This is a genomic window from Pseudoalteromonas sp. T1lg24, from assembly GCF_002964745.1.
Classification (GTDB): Bacteria; Pseudomonadota; Gammaproteobacteria; order Enterobacterales; family Alteromonadaceae; genus Pseudoalteromonas; species Pseudoalteromonas spongiae.
The window spans coordinates 193145-213511 of sequence record NZ_PQCB01000004.1 but is presented as its reverse complement, the minus strand read 5'-3'; the positions used below and the strand labels follow the sequence as shown (position 1 = coordinate 213511).

17 protein-coding genes and 1 pseudogene are annotated in these 20367 nt (G+C 41.7%); 9 read left to right on the top strand and 9 right to left on the bottom strand.

Annotated features, from left to right (window positions below; all coding sequences use genetic code 11):
- Positions 1-40: 40 nt before the first annotated feature.
- The 5 genes from C2M30_RS02275 to C2M30_RS02255 all read right to left on the bottom strand — a co-directional run bounded on the left by C2M30_RS02275 (position 41) and on the right by C2M30_RS02255 (position 4157).
- The gene (locus C2M30_RS02275; protein ID WP_010561785.1) at positions 41-1138 is read right to left on the bottom strand and encodes a TRAP transporter substrate-binding protein; all 1098 of its coding nucleotides are present in this window, start codon (positions 1136-1138) and stop codon (positions 41-43) included.
- A gap of 30 nt (positions 1139-1168) precedes the next feature.
- A complete protein-coding gene (locus tag C2M30_RS02270) occupies positions 1169-2548 on the bottom strand; it encodes a TRAP transporter large permease (protein WP_105170529.1) in 1380 nt (459 codons plus the stop codon).
- Positions 2548-3000 carry a TRAP transporter small permease subunit gene (locus C2M30_RS02265; protein ID WP_234004668.1) on the bottom strand — a complete coding sequence of 151 codons (453 nt, stop codon included), beginning with the start codon at positions 2998-3000 and terminating at the stop codon, positions 2548-2550. Before C2M30_RS02265 ends, C2M30_RS02270 begins: the two co-directional genes overlap by 1 nt.
- Before the next feature lie 207 nt (positions 3001-3207).
- Complete coding sequence (locus C2M30_RS02260) at positions 3208-3516, bottom strand: BolA family protein (RefSeq protein WP_105170528.1); 309 nt, start codon at positions 3514-3516, stop codon at positions 3208-3210.
- Positions 3517-3545: 29 nt separating this feature from the next.
- Entirely contained in the window at positions 3546-4157 is a 612-nt protein-coding gene (locus C2M30_RS02255; protein WP_105170527.1) for an alpha-ketoglutarate-dependent dioxygenase AlkB family protein, read from the bottom strand.
- Positions 4158-4199: 42 nt separating this feature from the next.
- On the opposite strand from C2M30_RS02255, the gene C2M30_RS02250 reads away from it, so the two are divergent.
- From C2M30_RS02250 to C2M30_RS02235, 4 genes are read left to right on the top strand one after another with little or no spacing between them, the layout of a single operon-like run.
- On the top strand, positions 4200-5369 hold the full coding sequence (locus C2M30_RS02250; protein ID WP_105170526.1) for a methyltransferase: 1170 nt from the start codon (positions 4200-4202) through the stop codon (positions 5367-5369).
- A 2-nt stretch (positions 5370-5371) separates the two neighbouring features.
- The gene (locus tag C2M30_RS02245) at positions 5372-5932 is read left to right on the top strand and encodes a YajG family lipoprotein (protein ID WP_100913928.1); all 561 of its coding nucleotides are present in this window, start codon (positions 5372-5374) and stop codon (positions 5930-5932) included.
- A gap of 12 nt (positions 5933-5944) precedes the next feature.
- The gene (locus C2M30_RS02240; protein ID WP_105170525.1) at positions 5945-6565 is read left to right on the top strand and encodes a peptidylprolyl isomerase; all 621 of its coding nucleotides are present in this window, start codon (positions 5945-5947) and stop codon (positions 6563-6565) included.
- A 44-nt stretch (positions 6566-6609) separates the two neighbouring features.
- The gene (locus tag C2M30_RS02235) at positions 6610-7965 is read left to right on the top strand and encodes an AmpG family muropeptide MFS transporter (RefSeq protein WP_105170524.1); all 1356 of its coding nucleotides are present in this window, start codon (positions 6610-6612) and stop codon (positions 7963-7965) included.
- A gap of 42 nt (positions 7966-8007) precedes the next feature.
- Here C2M30_RS02235 and C2M30_RS02230 read toward each other — a convergent pair whose 3' ends face one another.
- The 4 genes from C2M30_RS02230 to erpA form a co-directional block, all read right to left on the bottom strand.
- Positions 8008-8247, bottom strand: a complete 240-nt coding sequence (locus C2M30_RS02230) for a helix-turn-helix domain-containing protein (RefSeq protein WP_010561794.1) — start codon at positions 8245-8247, stop codon at positions 8008-8010.
- A 577-nt stretch (positions 8248-8824) separates the two neighbouring features.
- The gene (locus C2M30_RS02225; protein WP_105170523.1) at positions 8825-11941 is read right to left on the bottom strand and encodes an efflux RND transporter permease subunit; all 3117 of its coding nucleotides are present in this window, start codon (positions 11939-11941) and stop codon (positions 8825-8827) included.
- 11 nt (positions 11942-11952) lie between these two features.
- Positions 11953-13041 carry an efflux RND transporter periplasmic adaptor subunit gene (locus tag C2M30_RS02220; RefSeq protein WP_105170522.1) on the bottom strand — a complete coding sequence of 363 codons (1089 nt, stop codon included), beginning with the start codon at positions 13039-13041 and terminating at the stop codon, positions 11953-11955.
- Between the two features lie 271 nt (positions 13042-13312).
- Positions 13313-13651 carry an iron-sulfur cluster insertion protein ErpA gene (gene erpA / locus C2M30_RS02215; protein WP_010561797.1) on the bottom strand — a complete coding sequence of 113 codons (339 nt, stop codon included), beginning with the start codon at positions 13649-13651 and terminating at the stop codon, positions 13313-13315.
- A 217-nt stretch (positions 13652-13868) separates the two neighbouring features.
- Between erpA and C2M30_RS02210 the strand changes: the two genes are divergently transcribed.
- From C2M30_RS02210 to C2M30_RS02190, 5 genes and pseudogenes are all read left to right on the top strand, one after another.
- Positions 13869-15575, top strand: coding sequence for a chloride channel protein (locus tag C2M30_RS02210; RefSeq protein WP_010561798.1), 1707 nt, complete (start codon positions 13869-13871; stop codon positions 15573-15575).
- 12 nt (positions 15576-15587) lie between these two features.
- Complete coding sequence (locus C2M30_RS02205; protein WP_105170521.1) at positions 15588-16022, top strand: CopD family protein; 435 nt, start codon at positions 15588-15590, stop codon at positions 16020-16022.
- 48 nt (positions 16023-16070) lie between these two features.
- Positions 16071-17086: pseudogene (locus C2M30_RS02200) on the top strand (aspartate carbamoyltransferase).
- 18 nt (positions 17087-17104) lie between these two features.
- The gene (hemL, locus tag C2M30_RS02195) at positions 17105-18385 is read left to right on the top strand and encodes a glutamate-1-semialdehyde 2,1-aminomutase (protein WP_105170520.1); all 1281 of its coding nucleotides are present in this window, start codon (positions 17105-17107) and stop codon (positions 18383-18385) included.
- 124 nt (positions 18386-18509) lie between these two features.
- Positions 18510-20339 (top strand): methyl-accepting chemotaxis protein, encoded by a 1830-nt coding sequence (locus tag C2M30_RS02190; RefSeq protein ID WP_105170519.1) that lies wholly within the window; start codon positions 18510-18512, stop codon positions 20337-20339.
- Positions 20340-20367: the final 28 nt, after the last annotated feature.

Below are 20367 nucleotides of genomic sequence, written 5' to 3'. Positions count from 1 at the left end.
TCATAAAAAAGGGGCTTACGCCCCCTATCATCTTATCGTGTTATCGATTCGAATAATATTCCATTTCTGAAATCTGATGATACGCCTTAACTTGCTGTAAGAACTCTGAGTAAGAACGCCATACTTTTGCTACCGCCTCATCATTGCGTGCTTGCTCACTAATCACCTCCATAGTGGCCGCTTTTAGTGCCTGCATAACTTCTGGCGAGAATTTGCGCAGTTTAACATTGTGCTTGTTTTTCAGCTGATCAAGCGCAGTGTTATTGCGAGCCGTATACTCATCTAACATATCTTGGTTTGCAGTACGCATCGCTGAGGTCACAATGGCCTGCAAATCACTCGGTAAAGACGCATACGCCTCTTTATTAATTAGAAACTCTAAATTCGCGCCTGGTTCATGCCAGCCAGAATAGTAATAAAACTCTGCTGCTTTATTTAAACCAAAGGCTAAATCGTTATACGGACCAACCCACTCGGTGGCATCAATTGCACCGGTTTGTAGTGCAGTGAAAATTTCACCACCAGTCAAAGACAGTGGCACGCCGCCGAGTTTTTCAAGCACTTCACCGCCTAAACCCGGAATACGCATTTTTAAGCCTTTTAAATCCTCAACGCTATTCACTTCTTTTTTAAACCAGCCAGCCATTTGTACGCCGGTATTGCCACCGGCCGCGGGAATTAAGTTGTAAGGTTCATAGAGCTCTTTCCATAATTCCATACCACCACCATGGTGCAACCAGCCGTTAACTTCTTGTGCATTCATACCAAATGGGATTGCCGTAAAAAATTGTGCTGCAGGAATTTTACCTTTCCAATAATAAGCAGCACTGTGCCCCATCTCAGCGGTACCACTTGAAACCGTATCAAATACTTCAAACCCAGGCACTAACTCGCCCGCGCCATAGACTTTGATTTTTAAGCGGCCATTACTCATTGCCTCCACATTTTCTGCGAAACGCTCAGGAGCGGTACCTAGGCCTGGATAATTTTTTGGCCAACTGGTCACTAGCTTCCATTTAAAGCTTTGTTGTTGTTCGACCGTATTTGTTGTTGCATTACTGGTTTGTTGTTCTTGACCACAACCACTTAAACCAATCGCTAAGGCAATCGAAGTGATTAGTGTACTGAGTTTTTTCATGCTTCCTCCGTGCGTTCCATTGCAATAATTTTATGCATAAAGCTGACTAGGTAACCAAGTTACTAAACTTGGATACGCTGCCATTAACGCCAATAAAATCAATTGAATAATAATAAAAGGTATCACGCCTTTGTAAATTTGCGAGGTTAACACCGATTTTGGTGCAACACCGCGTAAATAAAACAGTGCAAAGCCAAAAGGCGGAGTTAAAAACGAGGTTTGTAAATTCACCGCAATCATAATGCCAAGCCAAATGGGATCTGCCCCCATCATTAATAAAATCGGTGCAACAATTGGCACTACGACAAAGGTGATTTCAATAAAATCTAAAATAAAGCCAAGTAAAAACATCACTAGCATCACGACGAGCATGGCACTAAATAAGCCACCGGGCAGTGCTTCAAACATTTCAGCAATCAGTTCTTCGCCGCCAAACCCTCTAAAAACCAGTGAAAACAGCGATGCACCGATTAAAATCATAAACACCATCGCAGTCACTTTGGTGGTGCTTTGCATTACCGCGTTTAAATTTGAAAGATTAAACTGCTTTTGCCAAACGGCTAAAATAATGGCGCCAAATGCGCCAACACCAGCGGCTTCTGTTGGTGTAGCAATACCAAATAAAATAGAACCTAACACAATAAAAATCAGCATCAGTGGCGGCACAAGCGCGACAAATAGCGATACTTGCTTGCGCTTTTTAATATGCTCAATATCTTCATTCAGTAATGCAGGAACTTGTTCTGGTTTAAATACCGCAACAAACACTGAGTACAAAATATAAAGCCCCACCAAAATGATGCCAGGGATCACAGCACCTGCGAATAAATCGCCTACACTGACATTCTCTGGCGAGAAAATTCCCATATTAAGCTGTGCTTGCTGATAGCTACTAGACAACACATCACCCAGTAATACCAATGCGATTGAAGGCGGAATGATCTGCCCAAGCGTGCCCGTTGCAGTAATAATGCCGCAGCTATATTGTTCGCTATAGCCGCGCTTTAACATGGTTGGCAATGCCAATAGCCCCATAGTTACAACGGTTGCACCCACAATACCCGTACTTGCGGCAAGCAACATGCCCACTAAGGTTACCGCAATACCCATACCCGCTTTGCGTTTCCCCATAACCACGGCCATGGCATCGAGTAAGTTTTCAGCAACTTTCGACTTTTCCAGCATTACGCCCATAAAGACAAATAATGGCACAGCAATTAAAGTGCTATTAGTAACTATGCCAAATAAACGATTTGGCAACGCATGTAAAAACGCCCCATCAAAAATACCAAACAGACTGCCAATACCTGCAAAAATAAGCGCTGTCCCCGCCAATGAAAATGCCACGGGAAAACCCATTAAAAGTACAACGCAAACACATATAAAGAGTAAAATCGCCATATATTCCATTACGCATCTCCTTTATTGAAAAGCGTATTTAAGCTCTTACAAATTTCACTCAGGCTTTGTATCAGTAATAAAATACACATTAACGGGATCAAGCTTTTCAATAGGTAAACAAATGGAAGGCCGCCAGCTTCTTGCGATTGCTCTTTAATTTGCCAAGACACGGCAACGTAATCGAAACTTACAAACAGAATAAAAATAGCAACAGGCCACAGTAGCACTAAGTGACCTACTAAATTAACAAAGGCTTTTTTCGCTTTTGAAAAGCGGCGATAAAATACATCAACACGCACATGCTCATCGTGTTTTAACGCATAGCTACAACCCAACATAAATAAATAAGCATGAAGATAAAGCACGCTTTCTTGCATGGCTATCCAACCAAGGCTAAAGCCATAGCGCAATAGCACGATTAAAAACATAATCAGCACCATCGCAAAACTAAACCATGCCACCGTTTGCCCTATTCGCTCTATAAAAGCATCAAGAAGGTTGGCGATTTTAATTAAATGTGATGAAGAGGAATTAGAGTTGACTGCACTCATTGTTAATTATTGTTATCATTTTAAAAGGAAAAATGTAACACCTAATTAACAAAGAGAAAAGTCCAACCTGTTGCACATCAAAGGCTGGACATTAAAAGATTGAGGTATATTTGTTACTTACTGGTCAAATTTAGAACCACCTAAACACTTAGGCGAATTAGGAATATCAGCATTTTTCCACTGCGATTGCGTATAAGTATGAATTGCTAACGCATGAATATGATTCGCTAGTTCATCAGCAAGGACTTCATTGATTATACGGTGACACTGGAGTAAACGCTTACCTTCAAAATCGTTACTAACAACAATCACTTTGAAATGTGATTCTGTGCCACGACTATGCATATGACTTTCATTAATCACTTCTAAATGTTCACAAGAAAACGCGTTTTTTAGCTTTGATTCTATTTGCTCTAACATCGACATAGTTAATTCTCATTGAAAATTTTTACCTATTATATGCCACAAACAGTGCGAAACGTCAGATTTATTCGACCATCATTAACACGCTTTTGTACCGGTAATGAATGTTGATAATCGCGCTGACTATTTCCTGTCATCAACAAACAACTGCCATTGCTAAGAATTAGATCCGTCACATGCTTTGAAGTGTTTTCGCGTATTTTAAACTTGCGTGAGCTACCTAGGGAAATCGACGCTATGGTTGGGGAAAATCCCAGCTCAGGCTCATCATCCGCATGCCAACCCATTTTATCTTCGCCATTGCGATACCAGTTAAGCAGCGCAGCATTAAACTGTGTGCCAAACCAATTATTAAGGCTATTTTTTAAATTAAGTACGCTGACATGCCAAGGCTCGGGCAAAAACAGTTGATTAGAATAGCGGTAGCCAGTCCCTGCATCGCCCATATAGATTTGTTTACGCGGAATAGTATGTTGTTTGTTAAAAATGGTCAGCGTTGGTTGCTGCCACTCTAAAGCCAGTAATTGTTGATACAAGGAACGCGCTTTTTGCTCTGCAATAAAGTGTTCAAAATAGTAAAAGTCTGGCGCGACACATTGCGCCTTATTTATTCGCTCAATGCTGTTAGAAACATTCCAAGCCATGATAAACTACTGCACCTTTAAAAATAAATTTACAACACCGTTATGTCGCAAACATCTTCAGACTCACAGCTAAATGAAATTGCTCAATTAGGTGAGAACACATTTACCCTATCACGCTTTCCGCTCAAACAAAAAAACGCGAGCTTACAAGCATGGGATGCGGCTGATGAATATTTAGTAAATTATATTGAACAGCAGCAATTAGTAGAAAAAAGCAGCAAAGTACTCATCATTAACGACGGCTTTGGCGCACTGGCCTGTGCATTTAACCATGCATTTATCTACCATCTAAATGATTCGTTTGTGGCAGAACAGGCTGCACATTACAACCTTGAGCAAAATCAGCTCACTGGTGAAAACACGGTGTTTTTAAAAAGCTTAGATGCTCTACCAAACGATCTTGACCTAGTCCTTATAAAAGTACCGAAAAACGCGGGCTACTTAACTTTTTTACTTAGCCAATTGAGTAAAGTTTTACGCCAAGACACCCCGATTATTGCTGCAGGTAAAGTAAAAGACATTCACTCGTCTACGATTCAGTTATTTGAACGCTTTTCAGGGCCAACCACAACCTCATTAGCGGTTAAAAAATCACGTTTAATCTTAAGCAAGCAACACAATAAAGCTCAAGAGAGTAAGTTTCCAATCACTTGGCCTCTTGAAAAAACCCAATTTACCATCACAAATCACGCCAACGTGTTTAGTCGTGACTCATTAGATATTGGTGCACGCTTTTTTATCAATTACTTACCACAAGGAAATAAAAAGCAGCGCATTATCGATTTAGGCTGCGGCAATGGTGTCATTGGTTTAACCACTCTTGAACGCTGCCCCAACGCCCTTGTTACGTTTGTTGATGAGTCAGCAATGGCTGTTGCGTCAGCTAAACACAATGTCACAACAAATCTGCCAGAGCAGTTAGAAAACTGCACTTTTTTACACAATGACTGTCTTACAGGCGTAGAAAGTAATAGTGCCGATTTGATTTTATGCAACCCGCCATTTCACCAACAACAAGCCGTTACCGACCATATTGCATGGCAAATGTTTGTTGATAGTTTCCGCTGTTTACGTGACGGTGGCGAATTGCGTATTGTTGGCAACCGCCATTTAAATTACCATGAAAAGCTAAAACGCCTATTTGGTGGCTACAAGCTATTAGGCTCAAATAAGAAATTTGTCGTTTTAAGCGCTAAAAAGAGAGCATTATAATTATGAATGCAAAATATAAAGTTACCGTTTTGGCCCTCACTTTGGGCTTTCTTGCTGGATGCAGCACACCGTCACAGAAGTTTATATTCAGCCCTAACTATACTCAAACACACCAAAAAATGGTGCAGCAAGATGTAAGCTTGTCAGTCAATGACCGCCGTGCGAGCTTTACCACAGTTACTATTAAAAATAGCGATGGTAACCAAACGCTTGCCGATAAATACCTTGCCGAGTCAATTACGCCAGCAATTGAACAAGCATTAGCCCAAGTGGGTGCAAACAATAGCGGTATGGGTAAAGCGCTCGATGTTAATATTCAGCGATTAGATACCACGATTAAACAGCAATTACACAAGCACACCACAATTACTAATGCTGAGCTTGAAGTAGTGATTGAAACCACAGAGCACCGTTTTGCTAAGCGCTATAAAGGCAATAAGCAAAGTGAAGCGCCACTTGGCTTTGATAAAGCAAAAGTAGAACAGCAAGTTAATCGCTTAATTGAAGAAATGATCACACGTATTGTGACAGACCCAGAATTTGTTAACGCGGTTAATCGCTAGGAGTAACATATTATGAAGTATTTAATTTCATTACTCGTACTACTAACGAGCTTTTCAAGTGCTGCTAATTTGATTAAAAAAGGCGAGTTTGTACAAAAAGATAACGCCTTCCCTTTGGTTAAATTCACCACCACCATGGGTGATATCACCGTTGAATTAGACCGTCGTAAAGCGCCTATTACGGTAAATAACTTTTTAGGTTACATAGTTGATGGTGGCTACGAAGATACCGTTTTTCACCGCGTTGAACACGATGCAGAGCAAGAGCGTGACTTTGTAATTCAAGGTGGCGGTTACGATAAAGATTACGACGGCGCATACATGGGGCCTGCAATTCCAAATGAAAGTGGCAATGGCTTAAAAAACGATATGTACACTATCGCAATGGCCTACCAAGACCGCAAACCACATTCAGCCACACGTCAGTTCTTTTTCAATATGAACGACAATGACCATTTAAACCCTGGTCGTGAATGGGGCTTTGCTGTATTCGGCTATGTTACCGAAGGCTCAGAAACACTCGATAAAATAATGCGTGTTGAAACCGGCTGCCACGACAAACTGGGTTGGTGCTTTGTACCAAAGAAACCTGTTGTGATTTTAAAAGCACAAGTGCTTGATCCTATACAGTAAATACAACGCTCAATAATAAGAATAATAGGTAAAATAAGACAACTATGGTTACTGTTTCAGAGTATCTTGGCTATTTTAAAGATCGCCGCTTAATCAATGTATTTGCATTTGGCATCGCGAGCGGTTTTCCCTGGATACTGATTGGTTCAGTAATGTCAGCGTGGCTGAAAGACGAAGGCTTATCACGTTCAATGATAGGCCTTTTTGGTATCGTCTTTGTGTGCTACAGCGTTAATTTCTTATGGTCGCCTTTAGTTGACCGCGTAAAGCTCCCTGTGCTGCATAAATTACTGGGGCAACGGCGCAGTTGGATTTTACTAAGCCAAGTATTTATCTTGCTGGCAACCTTATGGCTAAGCCAAGTTGATATTCAAAACCAATTGCAAACCGTAGCACTGTGTTGTTTTGTTATCGCGCTTGCTGGGGCTACCCAAGATATCGCTATCGATGCCTTTCGTATTGATACTCTCAACGAGCACGAGACCCATAAAACAACGGCCGCCGCGACGATGGCAACGTCAGGTTGGTGGACAGGCTATGCGTTATTAGGCGCTGTGCCTTTTTACATGGCTGATCTACCCGACTGGCAATGGACGCATGTTTACTTTGTGTTGGCACTGATAATGTTGGCCCTGATGCTAGGTGTATTTTTTGCGAAAGAGCCCGATTCCAATCGCGAATATGTTCATAAAGCGCTTGAAGCTGAGTTTATTCAAACGGACGCATCATTTTTAAAACGCATTGGCGCTTGGCTTTGGGTGACAATTGCCGAGCCATTTAAAGCTTTCTTTAATCGGAACGGTGTAAAAACAGCACTCGCGCTATTGGCCTTTATATTTCTGTTTAAAATTGGTGAAGCTTTTTTAGGAAGAATGTCGATTGTCTTTTACAAAGAAATTGGCTTTAGTAATTCACAAATTGCCACCTACTCTAAACTTGGTACCGGCTTAATTACCATTGTATTTGCCTTTCTCGGCAGCTTATTTAATTCACGCTACGGTATTGTAAAAGGCTTATTTATTAGCGGTATTGCAATGGCAGCTTCTAACTTAATGTTTTCAGTTATCGCTTTGGTAGGACCAAAAGAGAGCCTATACGCCATGGCCATTTTGGTAGATGGCTTTACTCAAGCATGGTCGTTAGTCGCCATGGTGGCATTTATCTCAATGTTATGTGACCGCGCCTTTAGCGCTACACATTATGCGTTACTTGCATCGCTAGGAAATTTGGGAAGAACGTTTTTATCAGGGTCGTCAGGGTATTTAATTGACTACTTAAATGGGAATTGGGCGCTGTTTTTCTTACTAACAGCACTAATGGTAATACCGTCGTTAATTTTCTTATTTTTAATTAGGAAGCGCCTAATGGCATTGGAAACAAGCTTTCATAGCAAGCAGTAGTGCATCCATGCATCATTAAATTACTTAAAATAAAGTGAATGTTTATTCACTTTTTAATAGCGTTAAGCCTTCAATTGGATCTATTTCAAGCGCTTGGCAGTAACGAATAAATTCAACAACATCTAAACGACGTTCTTGGTTTTCAATTTTGCCAACAAATGAATGCGGTGTTCCAAGCACCTGTGCAAGGCTGCGCATAGTGTGGCCTTTCTCTTGGCGTTTTACTTTAAGCCATTGTGTTAAACGCGAATTTTCTTCCGACGCAACTGTTTTCCCCATCATAATTACTTCTCCTATTGATGATTGGAAATGCTCTATTCTATCAACCCACTTAAACCACACTGAGAATATTGGTAAGAATACACAATACCTAGCATAAAATTTTAGTTAGCACATTCTACCTACTTTGAGTAAATGCCCTACAAATTTTGCGGTTAATCTACAAATTATAGCGACCAAATGCAGGAATTAGATTGATCCAGTATAAGTAATTATTAAAAGTGCATAAAAATTTAGTACTAATATTTTCGTCTATCGGTCAAAGTGACTAGCTAAAATATAGTCAATATTTTCAATTGTGGCAGATTTCCGCGTTTTGCTATAACCTAATAAAACAATAAATAAGTATTCATCTTTATGATTAGATTGTTTTTTTTACTGCCAGTTTTACTGTGCTTTGCGTGGTTTTACTTTCTTAAGGTAAACAACATCCCATTAAAACAAGGGAAGAAAGGATTTTTTTATATTCTCGGTGTTAGCTGCGTTATTTTGGCGTTTTTTACCCTAATGCTGCACCTGACGAAAACAAACTAGCATAAAAAAGAGCATCAATTGATGCTCTTTTTATTTTTAACTTAAGCTAACTTGCCAGTTTGTGCTCTACAATCTCGGCATCTTGATATTGCATCGGCTTTTTTCTAAGTGCTAATAAACACGGAGTCAGTACTAAGGTAAGCACAGTTGCAAAGGCAAGGCCTCCGGCCACAGCCGTTGCTAATTGCACCCACCATTGCGTTGACGGTGCACCAAACGCTATTTCGCGGTTAAACAAGTCGATATTAATTTGCAGTACCATAGGCATTAAGCCCAGTATCGTAGTAACGGTTGTTAACAGCACAGGTCTTAGGCGCTGAGCACCGGTTCGCAAAATCGCCTCGTGTTGGTCCATACCTTGTCTGCGCAGAACATTATAGGTATCAATCAATACAATATTATTGTTAACCACTATTCCTGCTAATGAAATAACACCGATACCTGACATCACAATGCCAAATGGCTGTTGCAAGATAATCAAGCCTAAGAATACACCCACTGTTGAAAACAGCACTGCACTTAAAATCAGCATTGCTTGATAGAAACTATTAAATTGGGTAACTAAGATAATACCCATCACAAAAAGTGCCACTAAGAAGGCTTTTTCTAAGAACACCATAGATTCATCTTGCTCTTCATTTTCACCACGCACTTTTAGCTTCACGCGGGGGTCTAGCCCTTGCGCTTCAAGTTGCGCTTGTAGACGCGGTAGCGCCTTACCTAATTGTTGACCTACTTTAACATCAGCATTCACCGTAACTACTCGGTGGCTATCAACACGATTAATGGTATCTACTTTTTGTACCGCTTTACGCTCAATAAAGTGAGTAATTGGCACTTGGCCATGCTGGGTTTTTACGCGCAGCGTTTCTAATCGGCCTAAATCACGTTTATCTGCTGGAAAACGTACACGAATATCAATTTCATCATCGACATCATCAGGGCGATATTCACCTAATTTCAAACCGTTAGTTACCATTTGCACGTTAGCGCCAAGCATGGTTGCGTCTGCACCGAAACGCGCGGCATCTGCACGGTTTAGTTTGAGTTGCCATTCAATACCTGGTTTTGAGGCGGAATCGTCCACATTAACAAAAGCGCCGTCGTTTTCTATCGTGTTACGAATGCGGCGAGCTTCTTCATTTAATACATTTGGGAACTTAGAACTGAGTTCAATTGATAAATCTTTGCCGCCGCCGGGACCATTTTCATCTTTGCGGATTTCAATTTCCACACCAGCCATATCTGAAGTATTACCAAGCACTTCTTCAATAATTTGATCTGCCGGACGTCGTTTATCCCAGTCTTTTAAGTTCATACGCAGTGATCCGACAATATCTTTGCCACCGGAGCGAGAATACAGGGTTTTTATGCCCTCAACCGTTAAGATACGCGCTTCAATATCTTTCATGATTTGGTCTTTTTCATAAATCGACAAATCACCGTAACTGCGCACCTTTAAGTTAATGCCATTTGGCTCTACATCAGGAAAGAACTCAACGCCAAGTCCTGACATGCCATAACTAATAAATACTAAAACAGAAAAACCAATAGCGGCAAACAAGCTTAGTAAAGGGCGCTTAATCGCACGGTCAAGTAAACGAACATAACGCCCTGTTGCGCCTTTTAATTGTGTTAGGTTACCTTCTTCCGCTACCAATAGGTTTTGCTTTTGCTCATCTGTCAACGGGCGAACTTTACCAATTAAACTACCAATTGTTGGCACAAATACCAGCGCCATTACTAATGACGCAGAGAGTGTGGCAATTAAGGTAATCGGTAAATACTTCATAAATTCACCCATCATGCCCGGCCAAAAAATCAGTGGCGCAAAAGCCGCTAAAGTAGTGGCTGTTGATGCAATAATCGGCCATGCCATGCGCTTAGCGGCAACCGCATAGGCTTTTTTACGCGGCATACCTTCACTCATCATACGGTCGGCAAATTCACTTACAACAATGGCGCCATCTACCAACATACCTACCGCCATAATCAAGGCAAACAGCACAACAATGTTGACTGTTAAACCGAATATCGCAATCACTAAAATACCGGTGAGGAATGAGCCTGGAATGGCCACTCCCACTAAAAACGCGGAGCGCGTGCCTAAAATCGCGATAATCACAATAACGACTAAAAGCACAGCAGAAAGCACATTATTTTGTAAGTCAGACAGCATGTCTTTTACGTCTTTACTCATATCACCGGTATAAGTGACCTTGATATGATTTGGCCAAATTGCTTTGCTTTCTTCCACTTTGGCTTTGACTTGATCAACCGTATCAATAATGTTTTCACCAGCACGCTTTTTAACTTCGAGCGATACCGCTTGTTGGCCATTTATGCGAGCAATCGAATTTGGATCTTTATAAGAGCGTCTAATTTGCGCTACATCCATAAAGCGTACAACTTTATCACCCGATACTTTTACCGGTTGTTCCATAACATCTTGAATAGTTTCAAAAACAGATGGAATTTTTACCGCAAAACGGCCCTTACCCGTATCCAGTGTGCCCGCTGCCACTAAGCGGTTATTATTGGTGAGTAAGCTATAGATATCATTTTGGTCAAGACCATACGATTCCATTAAAAGTGGGTCGACAACAATCTCAACCATGTCTTCGCGCTCGCCGCCGATTTCGACCTCTAACACATTTGAGATTGATTCCAACTCATCTTTTAGATTACGTGCGAGCGTTAATAAGCCGCGTTCAGGAATATCGCCCGATAGCGTTAAGGTAATTGTTGGTTGCTGATCTTCCATCAATACTTCGTGTACTTCTGGTTCTTCGGTTTCCGACGGCAGCTTTGCTTTTGCAAGCGATACCTTGTCGCGCACATCAGCAAGCGCTTCTTTTGGATCAGAGCCTGCGAAAAACTCAAGCGTAACAGATGCGTGGCCTTCACTGGCAACCGCCGTCATCTCCTTTACCCCTTCGATAGCGCGCAGTTCAATTTCCATTGGACGCACCAGCAAACGCTCAGCATCCTCTGGCGAAATGCCATCATGGACTATCGATACATAGATAAATGGAATGGTGACATCGGGATTCGCTTCTTTGGGAATATTTTGGTAGGTCACCCAGCCCGAAATAATCAATAAAATGAATATTGATAAAACGGTACGAGTGCGACTGAGTGAAGCATCAATTAATGTGCGCATTGTGCAGACCTCTACTCTTGCTCATTGGCAAACACAGGTTCAACCGTATCGCCAATTCGCACAAAACCTTGACCTAAGGTAATCACATTTGCGCTTTCGCCAAGTCCGGCCATCCACACGCCAGAGGCTTCTGACTTCACAACATCAATTGGCGAAAACACCACGCGGTTATTGTTATCAACCGTTTTAACACCAATATTGCCGTCTTCATCAAGCGCCATAAATGCTGGGCTTAAATGAATCGCGTTTACTTCATCATAAGTAATATCAAGCTGGGTAGAAAAGCCCGCACGATACTGCATATTTGGGTTATCAAATGCCGCTTCAATTTTAAATGTGTTAGTACCCTCATCAGCAACGGAAGCGATATAACGAATTTTTCCGCTGTAGGTTTTATTGTTAATAAATAAACCCGATACACTTTGTCCTACACTTAATCCCATCACTTCTTTTTGCGTTACATCGGCGCGTACTACAAGCGGGTTTAAATCAGCCAACTCTAAAATTGGGTCGCCACGTCCTAAGTAATCACCTAACTCAACAAGGCGCTGATTAATTACACCAGAAAACGGTGCTTTAATTTCTGTTCGTTTAAGCGATAGCTCAAGATTTGCAAGACTCGCTTTAGCCTGCTCTAAACTTGCCTTTGCACGCGCTAATGCAGATTGGTCATTAAGGCCTTTTTGCTTTAGTTTGAGTGCTCCTTGGTACTCTACTTCGCTTTGTTCAAGCAATGCTTTTGCAGCGGTAATTTGTGAATCTAAATCGGACTTATCAAGTTTAAGAATAACCGTACCTTGCTCAACAAACTGACCTTCTTTGACAAGAATCTCTATTACTTCGCCTTCTTGACGAGCGGCAACACGGGCAACCTTATTTGGTTCGGTGCGACCATAAAGTTGCAATGAGCGGTTAATTGGCTTGGCATGCAAGGTCTCTACTTTAACTTTAGCAATACGCTGCTGGGATTCTGAGGTGCTTTGCTCATTGGCATTTGAGCCACCTGACATCATCCATAAGATAATAAAAACCGTAATAAAAATAGCGATGATATAAGGCTTTTCGTTTAGCTGAGTGCGTAGCTTGTTAAATAGGTGCATTCCTGTCTCCGGAACTGATGTGGCAGATATTTCCTTATTTGATGATAATACTTCTCAACAATATATGTAAGTTAAAAAATGTAACACTCTGCACTCGAGCGTGTTGTTCTTTGTGCTCTAAATTCTGTTCAAGTCCAAAGCTGTTTAATCGCGGCATTGCTTTATAGACCTAGTATGCTAAGTCAAGAAGCAACAATAAAACACCATCCAATTCAGGCACAAAAAATGCCACATAAAGTGGCATTTTAAATTTTACTATTTGTCTATTTAGTTAAACACTAAATGATGCGCCACAACCACAGGTTGTTGTTGCATTTGGGTTGTTTACGAAGAAACGTGAACCCTCTAGACCTTCGGTATAGTCTACTTCGCCATCAACTAGGTATTGAAGACTCATTGGGTCAACTACTAGAGTTACACCGCTTTTCTCGATTTCTAAATCGCCCGGATTGGTTTTCTCATCAAATGTAAAACCATATTGGAAACCTGAACACCCACCGCCCGTTACGTAAACACGTAATTTTAATGCTGGGTTTTCTTCTTCCTCGATAAGCTGCTTTACTTTATTTGCAGCATTTTCGCTAAATTTAATTGGTAGTTGATCAGACATACTTCGACCCATTTATATGAATAGTCGAATTATCTAATACCTGACCAATTTAATCAAGTTTAGCGCTATTCCCTTTGGTGATATTAAAGTAACGAAGTATCTAACGCATTTATTGCTTTAGATCATTACTCGCTATACAAATTAACTTATTTTTTATTGCTATTATGCTGTTATAATTACGTCATAATTAACCCTCTGAATTACCGATAACAATCGCATGACATTTAGCCAAAAAGTAACCGATAATTTGGCGGCCTTACGAAGGGTCGTTGCTCGTCCAAAATCGAGTATTCAATTAGCGTTACTAGGTGTGCTAGCGGGCTTAGTTGCCGCCATGTTGATTATTATGTTTCGCTTAGTGGTATTAATTGGCCAAAGCGGCTTTGTCAGCGAATACGATAACTTCACTCAACTTCCTGAAACTGAAAGATTAATACTACCTATTCTCGCCGCGGTATTTATTGCTACTTTTGCTTACCTAACAGGCTTTAAGCATTATCGCCTCGGTATTCCCTACGTTATTCACCGCATTAAACAAAACTATGGCCAAATGCCTATATGGAATGCCGTAAACCAATTCGTTGGCGGGGCAATTGCACTTATTAGCGGCTTTTCAGTGGGACGAGAAGGCCCATCAGTACACATGGGTGCAGCAGGTGCCAGTGTCATTGCCAGTTATTTGCATTTGCCTTTTAATGCCATGCGTACGTTGACGGGATGCGGTGTAGCTGCGGGTATTTCGGCATCATTTAACACCCCGCTCGCAGCGGTTATTTTTGTCATGGAAGTGGTACTGAGAGAGTACAAAGTGCATATTTTCGTACCGGTTATTCTGGCATCGGTAACAGGTGCTATCACCACGCAATTTGTTTTTGGCTCCGATTCAGAACTGGCGCTAATTCAAGTGGTATCGATACCACCTTGGCATTACCCCTATTTAGTGGTCTGTGGCATTGTGCTCGGTGCGGTTGCCTATGGTTTTAACAAAAACCTGATGTTGATAATTCGCACCTTTAAATCGGTAAATATGTTTCCTCGTCTTATTTTGGCAGGCATTATTACCGGTGCTATTGGTTACTTAGTACCGCAAGCCATGGGTTCAGGTATGAGCGCCATAGATATTGCTGTGAGTTCCCCCGAGCAGGTTCAGTTACTGACCACCATTTTAATCGCTAAATTATTAGCAACCTTATTTGCCTTGGGCTTAGGTATTCCTGGCGGGATCATTGGCCCAGTTATTGGACTTGGCGTTATTTTAGGCTCATTAATGAGCTACTTTGCTGCATTTATTAGCCCTGAAGTAAACATTACAGGTACTTACGCGGTACTTGGTATGGCCGGTTTACTTGCGGCAACGCTCAATGCGCCACTAGCAGCACTGATGACAGTAATGGAACTAACCGCTAGCCACAGCATTATTGTGCCAGCTATGTTAGTAATTGTGTCTGCGTATTTAACCGCGCTCCAAGGCTTTGGCAACCGTTCCATTTTCTTACAACAACTGGACTTTCAAGGGCTTAAATATCAGGTTTCCCCTGCCGTAGAAGCACTGCAAAAAGTCGGGGTTATTGAGGAAATGAGCGATAAATTCAACTTACTTTACAGCGATGATAAATCGCTTATCGCTGAGTCTCTTGATGCAGCAGACGCACAAACCCCGCTCATTGTTTTTGATGATGAAAACGGCTATCGCCTTGCTGAGTACGACTTAAACCTTACCGCCGAAGAAAGCGTGTCAATCCGTTATATCGAAATGCAAGGTGTTACCAGCCAAGCAACCCTTGGTGATGCATTTGAGATTTTACGCGATAATCGCTCAGGGGTTATTTACGTATATGATCAACTCAAAGACAATGATATTTTAGGCATTATCCGCTGGGATGACATTCGCCAAATTTTAATGATCCGCAACGCATTGCTTTAGGATATAACAATAATGAACACCCTATTACTGATAAAAGCGCTTCACATCTTTTTTATGGTTGCTTGGTTTGCAGGCATTTTTTACCTACCCCGTTTATTTGTTTATCACGCCCTTACCGAAGAGCGCAGTAACAGTGCTATGCTAAAAATCATGGAGCGCCGTTTACTCTTTTTCGTTACGCCATTTGCTATTTTAACGGGCGTTTTTGGTATCACTTTAATTGTAATGTATGGCCGAGAGTGGCTCCGCGCCAGCATGTGGCTGCATTACAAATTAGTGCTGGTCATTTTGCTTTATATTTACCACGGCTACTGCTTTAAACTACTGGCCGATTTTAAGCACGATAGAAACCAACGAAGCGATAAGTTTTATCGCATATTCAATGAATTACCTGTTTTAGTACTGCTTGCGATTGTTATCTTAGCGGTAATGAAGCCAAGTTTATAAAAAATCTGCTATATTAGCGCCCGAAAATAACTGTTCAGGATCTTTATCATGTCAAACTTTGTTGGCCAGCATGTTCTGTCTGTAAATGAGTTAAACCGCGATGCGATTGAAACCATTTTTAATGTTGCAAAGAAAATGGAGCCGTACGCAAAGAAGCAAAAACGCACTAAAGTACTTGAAGGTGCTATTCTTGCAAACTTATTTTTCGAACCAAGTACGCGCACCCGCGTAAGCTTTGGTACTGCGTTTAACTTGCTTGGCGGCCTTGTTCGTGAAACAACCGGCATGCAAACTTCGGCACTTGCTAAAGGTGAATCTCTGTATGATACCGCTCGTGTAATTTCATCATACGCAGATGCCGTTGCAATGCGTCATCCAGAAGCACACTCGGTTGCCGAATTTGCTAATGGTTCGACAGTACCAGTACTTAATGGTGGTGACGGTCCAAACGAACACCCAACACAAGCGCTACTTGACCTACTAACAATTGATAAAGAACTTGCGCGCTTTGACCGCAATATTGACGGCATGCACATTGCCCTTGTCGGTGATTTAAAATATGGCCGTACAGTGCATTCGCTATCAAAACTACTGTGCCATTATAAAGACGTAAAATTTTCACTTGTCGCGCCAGATGGCTTGCAAATGCCTGACTACATTGTTGATACCGTAACTAATGCAGGTCACCAAGTTGAAATCGTCAACCAAATGGAAGGTAATCTTGCAGCCGATATCGTGTATCAAACACGCATTCAAGAAGAGCGCTTCCCATCGCAAGAAGAAGCAAATAAGTATCGTGGTGGCTTCCGTATTAGCCAAGCAATTTACGATGCCCACTGCAAACCAAACTCTGTACTCATGCATCCACTACCGCGCGACAGCCGTGGTGATGCAAATGAGCTTGATAACGACTTAAACAGTAATGATAACCTAGCATTTTCCGCCAAGTACAAAATGGTGTACTGGTGCGTATGGCGCTATTTGCATTAACGCTAGGTGTTGACGGTCTCGTCGACAAATATGAAACCGAAGTGCCATGGTTCAGCCGTAAACAAAATACCTAATCTTATTTGGAACAAATTATGACAATTAGCCAAGACTTATTTGATAGAGCGCAGGCGTCTATCCCAGGTGGTGTAAACTCACCGGTTCGTGCATTTAACGGTGTTGGTGGCACACCGCGCTTTATTACTAAAGCCGAAGGCGCATTTACTTATGACGCCGACAATAACAAGTACATTGACTATGTTGGCTCTTGGGGCCCTATGATTTTAGGTCACAACCACAGTGCGATTAAACAGGCAGTGCTTGACGCTGTTGAGAACGGTTTAAGCTACGGCGCACCAACAGAAACTGAAATTTTAATGGCCGAAAAAGTAAAAGCGCTTGTGCCATCAATCGAAAAAGTGCGCATGGTAAGCTCAGGTACTGAAGCAACTATGAGTGCAATTCGTTTAGCACGCGGTTTTACCGGCAAAGATAAAATCTTAAAGTTTGAAGGCTGTTACCACGGTCACGCTGATTCACTACTAGTAAAAGCGGGTTCTGGCGCTCTGACTATGGGCGTGCCAAATTCACCGGGTATTCCTGAAGACTTTGCTAAACACACACTGACTGTATCGTTTAACAAACTTGATGAAGTAAAAGAAATTTTTGCTAAATTTGGTGATGATATTGCGTGTATTATCGTTGAACCTGTTGCAGGTAATATGAACTGTATTCCACCAGTTGCCGGCTTCTTAGAAGGTTTACGCGCAGTGTGTGACGAATATAAATCAGTACTGATTTTTGATGAAGTAATGACTGGTTTCCGCGTTGCAAAAGGCGGTGCGCAGGCGTATTACAATATTACACCCGATCTAACCTGTTTAGGTAAGGTAATCGGCGGCGGTATGCCGGTAGGTGCATTTGGTGGTAAAACTGAAATCATGGATTACATCGCACCAGTAGGTCCGGTTTATCAAGCAGGTACTCTTTCAGGTAACCCAATTGCCATGGCGGCAGGCTTAAAAGCCCTTGAATTACTGGATGTTGACGGTCTTCATGACGAACTTGAAGCGAAAAGTAAGCGTATTTGTGAAGGCTTTAAAGCTGCTGCTGAAAAAGCAGGTATTGAACTTACCACAAACTACGCTGGCGGCATGTATGGTTTCTTCTTCACATCTGAAGAAACAGTAACTACTTACCAGCAAGCAACAGAATGTGATTTAGAGCGCTTTAAAAAGTTCTTCCACTTAATGCTTGATGAAGGTGTTTATCTCGCGCCAAGTGCATTTGAGGCTGGCTTTGTTTCAACTGCACACGGTGATGATGAAATTGAAGCAACCATTGCAGCTGCAGAGCGCGCTTTCGCTAAGCTTTAAGCAAATAAGTTAGATTTAATTTATAAAACCACGCACTTGCGTGGTTTTTTTTGAACGAAAAAAGGCAAAAACTCGTTCTTCTTATAAACTTGTACCACTGTATCACTTAACAGGATCAGAGTTTATGCCAAAGCCCAATGCCTTTATTCTTCCCGCCGTTACCTTAATGGCAAAGCTAAATTACTCTAAAAAGATCATCGTCGTGGTATGTGTGTTACTAATTCCCTTAGCAATCAGCTTAATTTTTTTAAACGTGCAGCTTAACCACCAAATTACACAGCACCAACGGGAACTCTCAGGACTAAAAAATTACAAGCCTTTGCTACAAGCGGTTGTCGACAACAACTTAAATCAGGTTGCCGCCAATGACTTTAATGTTTCAGCTAGTAATGCGTTAGACTCTCTCAATAAAATATCGATAAAAAGCCAACTAGCAACCGATAACGATTTGGCGAGCAATTATTTAAATCGCGCCATAGTGGATGATTTTCCGCTGCTCGTTGCCAATTTTTATGCGGTAAAAGAGGCCACAGACACAGTAATAAATAGCGGCAGTTTTACACCTGATACTTTTATCCAGCTATCTAACCAAAATAAAGCGCTACCGAGTTCAGTCAATAATCTTGAAAACAAACTAATGGTTGCGATGACGCATCATAAACCAACAGAAACCGCGCTACAAAGCGTCGTGCTCGATACCAAAAGCGCCTTGCTAAACTATCAAAGAACCATAAAACAGCAAGTGCTCGACCCCGATTCAATCGCTTTATCACGCACGCAGTTTTCTCAGCTAAATAATAAAACAATCGAAAGCTTAGAACGCTTTACAGACACCTTGCTGCCACACCTAACTCAAAAAGTACGCCAACAAATGGCAAACGCTCAGTTTATTCGTAACAGCGTGCTAATTGCATCAATTCTGTTTACGGTAATCGCGCTTTACTTGGTGACTGGTTTTTATTTTGCTGTGATACGCACGCTATCGCGTTTATCTAACACCGTAAACGAAGCAGCCAATGGCTCACTAAATATCAAAGTAAACCTTGAAAGTGACGACGAGTTAGCCGCTATCGGCCATCAAATTAATTTTATGTTAAAGCAGTTTGCTGAGCTTGTAGAACAATCTCAACACGCCGCACTTGAACTTAATCAAGCAACTTCCCTGCTTGCAGATGCAAGTGACGCAAGCCGCCAAGATGCAATACAACAAGAGCAAAAAATTGCTGAAATTTCGAGTCAACTAAGTGAAATGAGCAGCTCAGCACAAGCGGTTGAGCAACAAGCAACCGATGCGCAAACCTTAGCAAAAGAAGCCAGTACACACGTACAACAAGGCAGTCAAAATACACTTAATTTAAGCCAACATATGGCTGAACTACAGCTTGATTTTAAACAGAGCCAAGCTGCGCTCAATAAGCTTGCAGAAGACACACAAAACATTAGTAACGTAAGTGTCGCCATCAGTGAAATTGCCGACCAAACTAACTTACTTGCACTCAATGCCGCAATTGAAGCTGCGCGTGCAGGAGAACAAGGTAGAGGGTTTGCTGTGGTAGCTGATGAAGTAAGAACACTAGCAGCACGCACTCAACAACAAACGCAAGAAATTCACACCATTGTCAGCACTTTGCAGGTGGCTGCAAAAGATACTCAACAGAAAATGCAAAACAGTGTAGATAAAATGGAGCAAGGCGTTGAACAAGCCAATCAAACTCGGGATATTTTGGCTAACGCAGAACACGATATGCAATCAATTGACCGCTCTGGCGCTGCAATTATGGAGCAAGCCAGTTTACAGACCAGTAGCACATTAAATGTTGTTGCGCACAGCGATGAAATTAGCCAGCTTGCACAACACAGTTTAAGCTCCGCACAAAGCACCGCTTCTGAAGCGAATCATATTCTGCAAATCGCCAATAAGCTAAAACAGTCTCTTGGCCAATTTAAGCTGTAAGCTTATTGTTCGAACATCACGATACGCG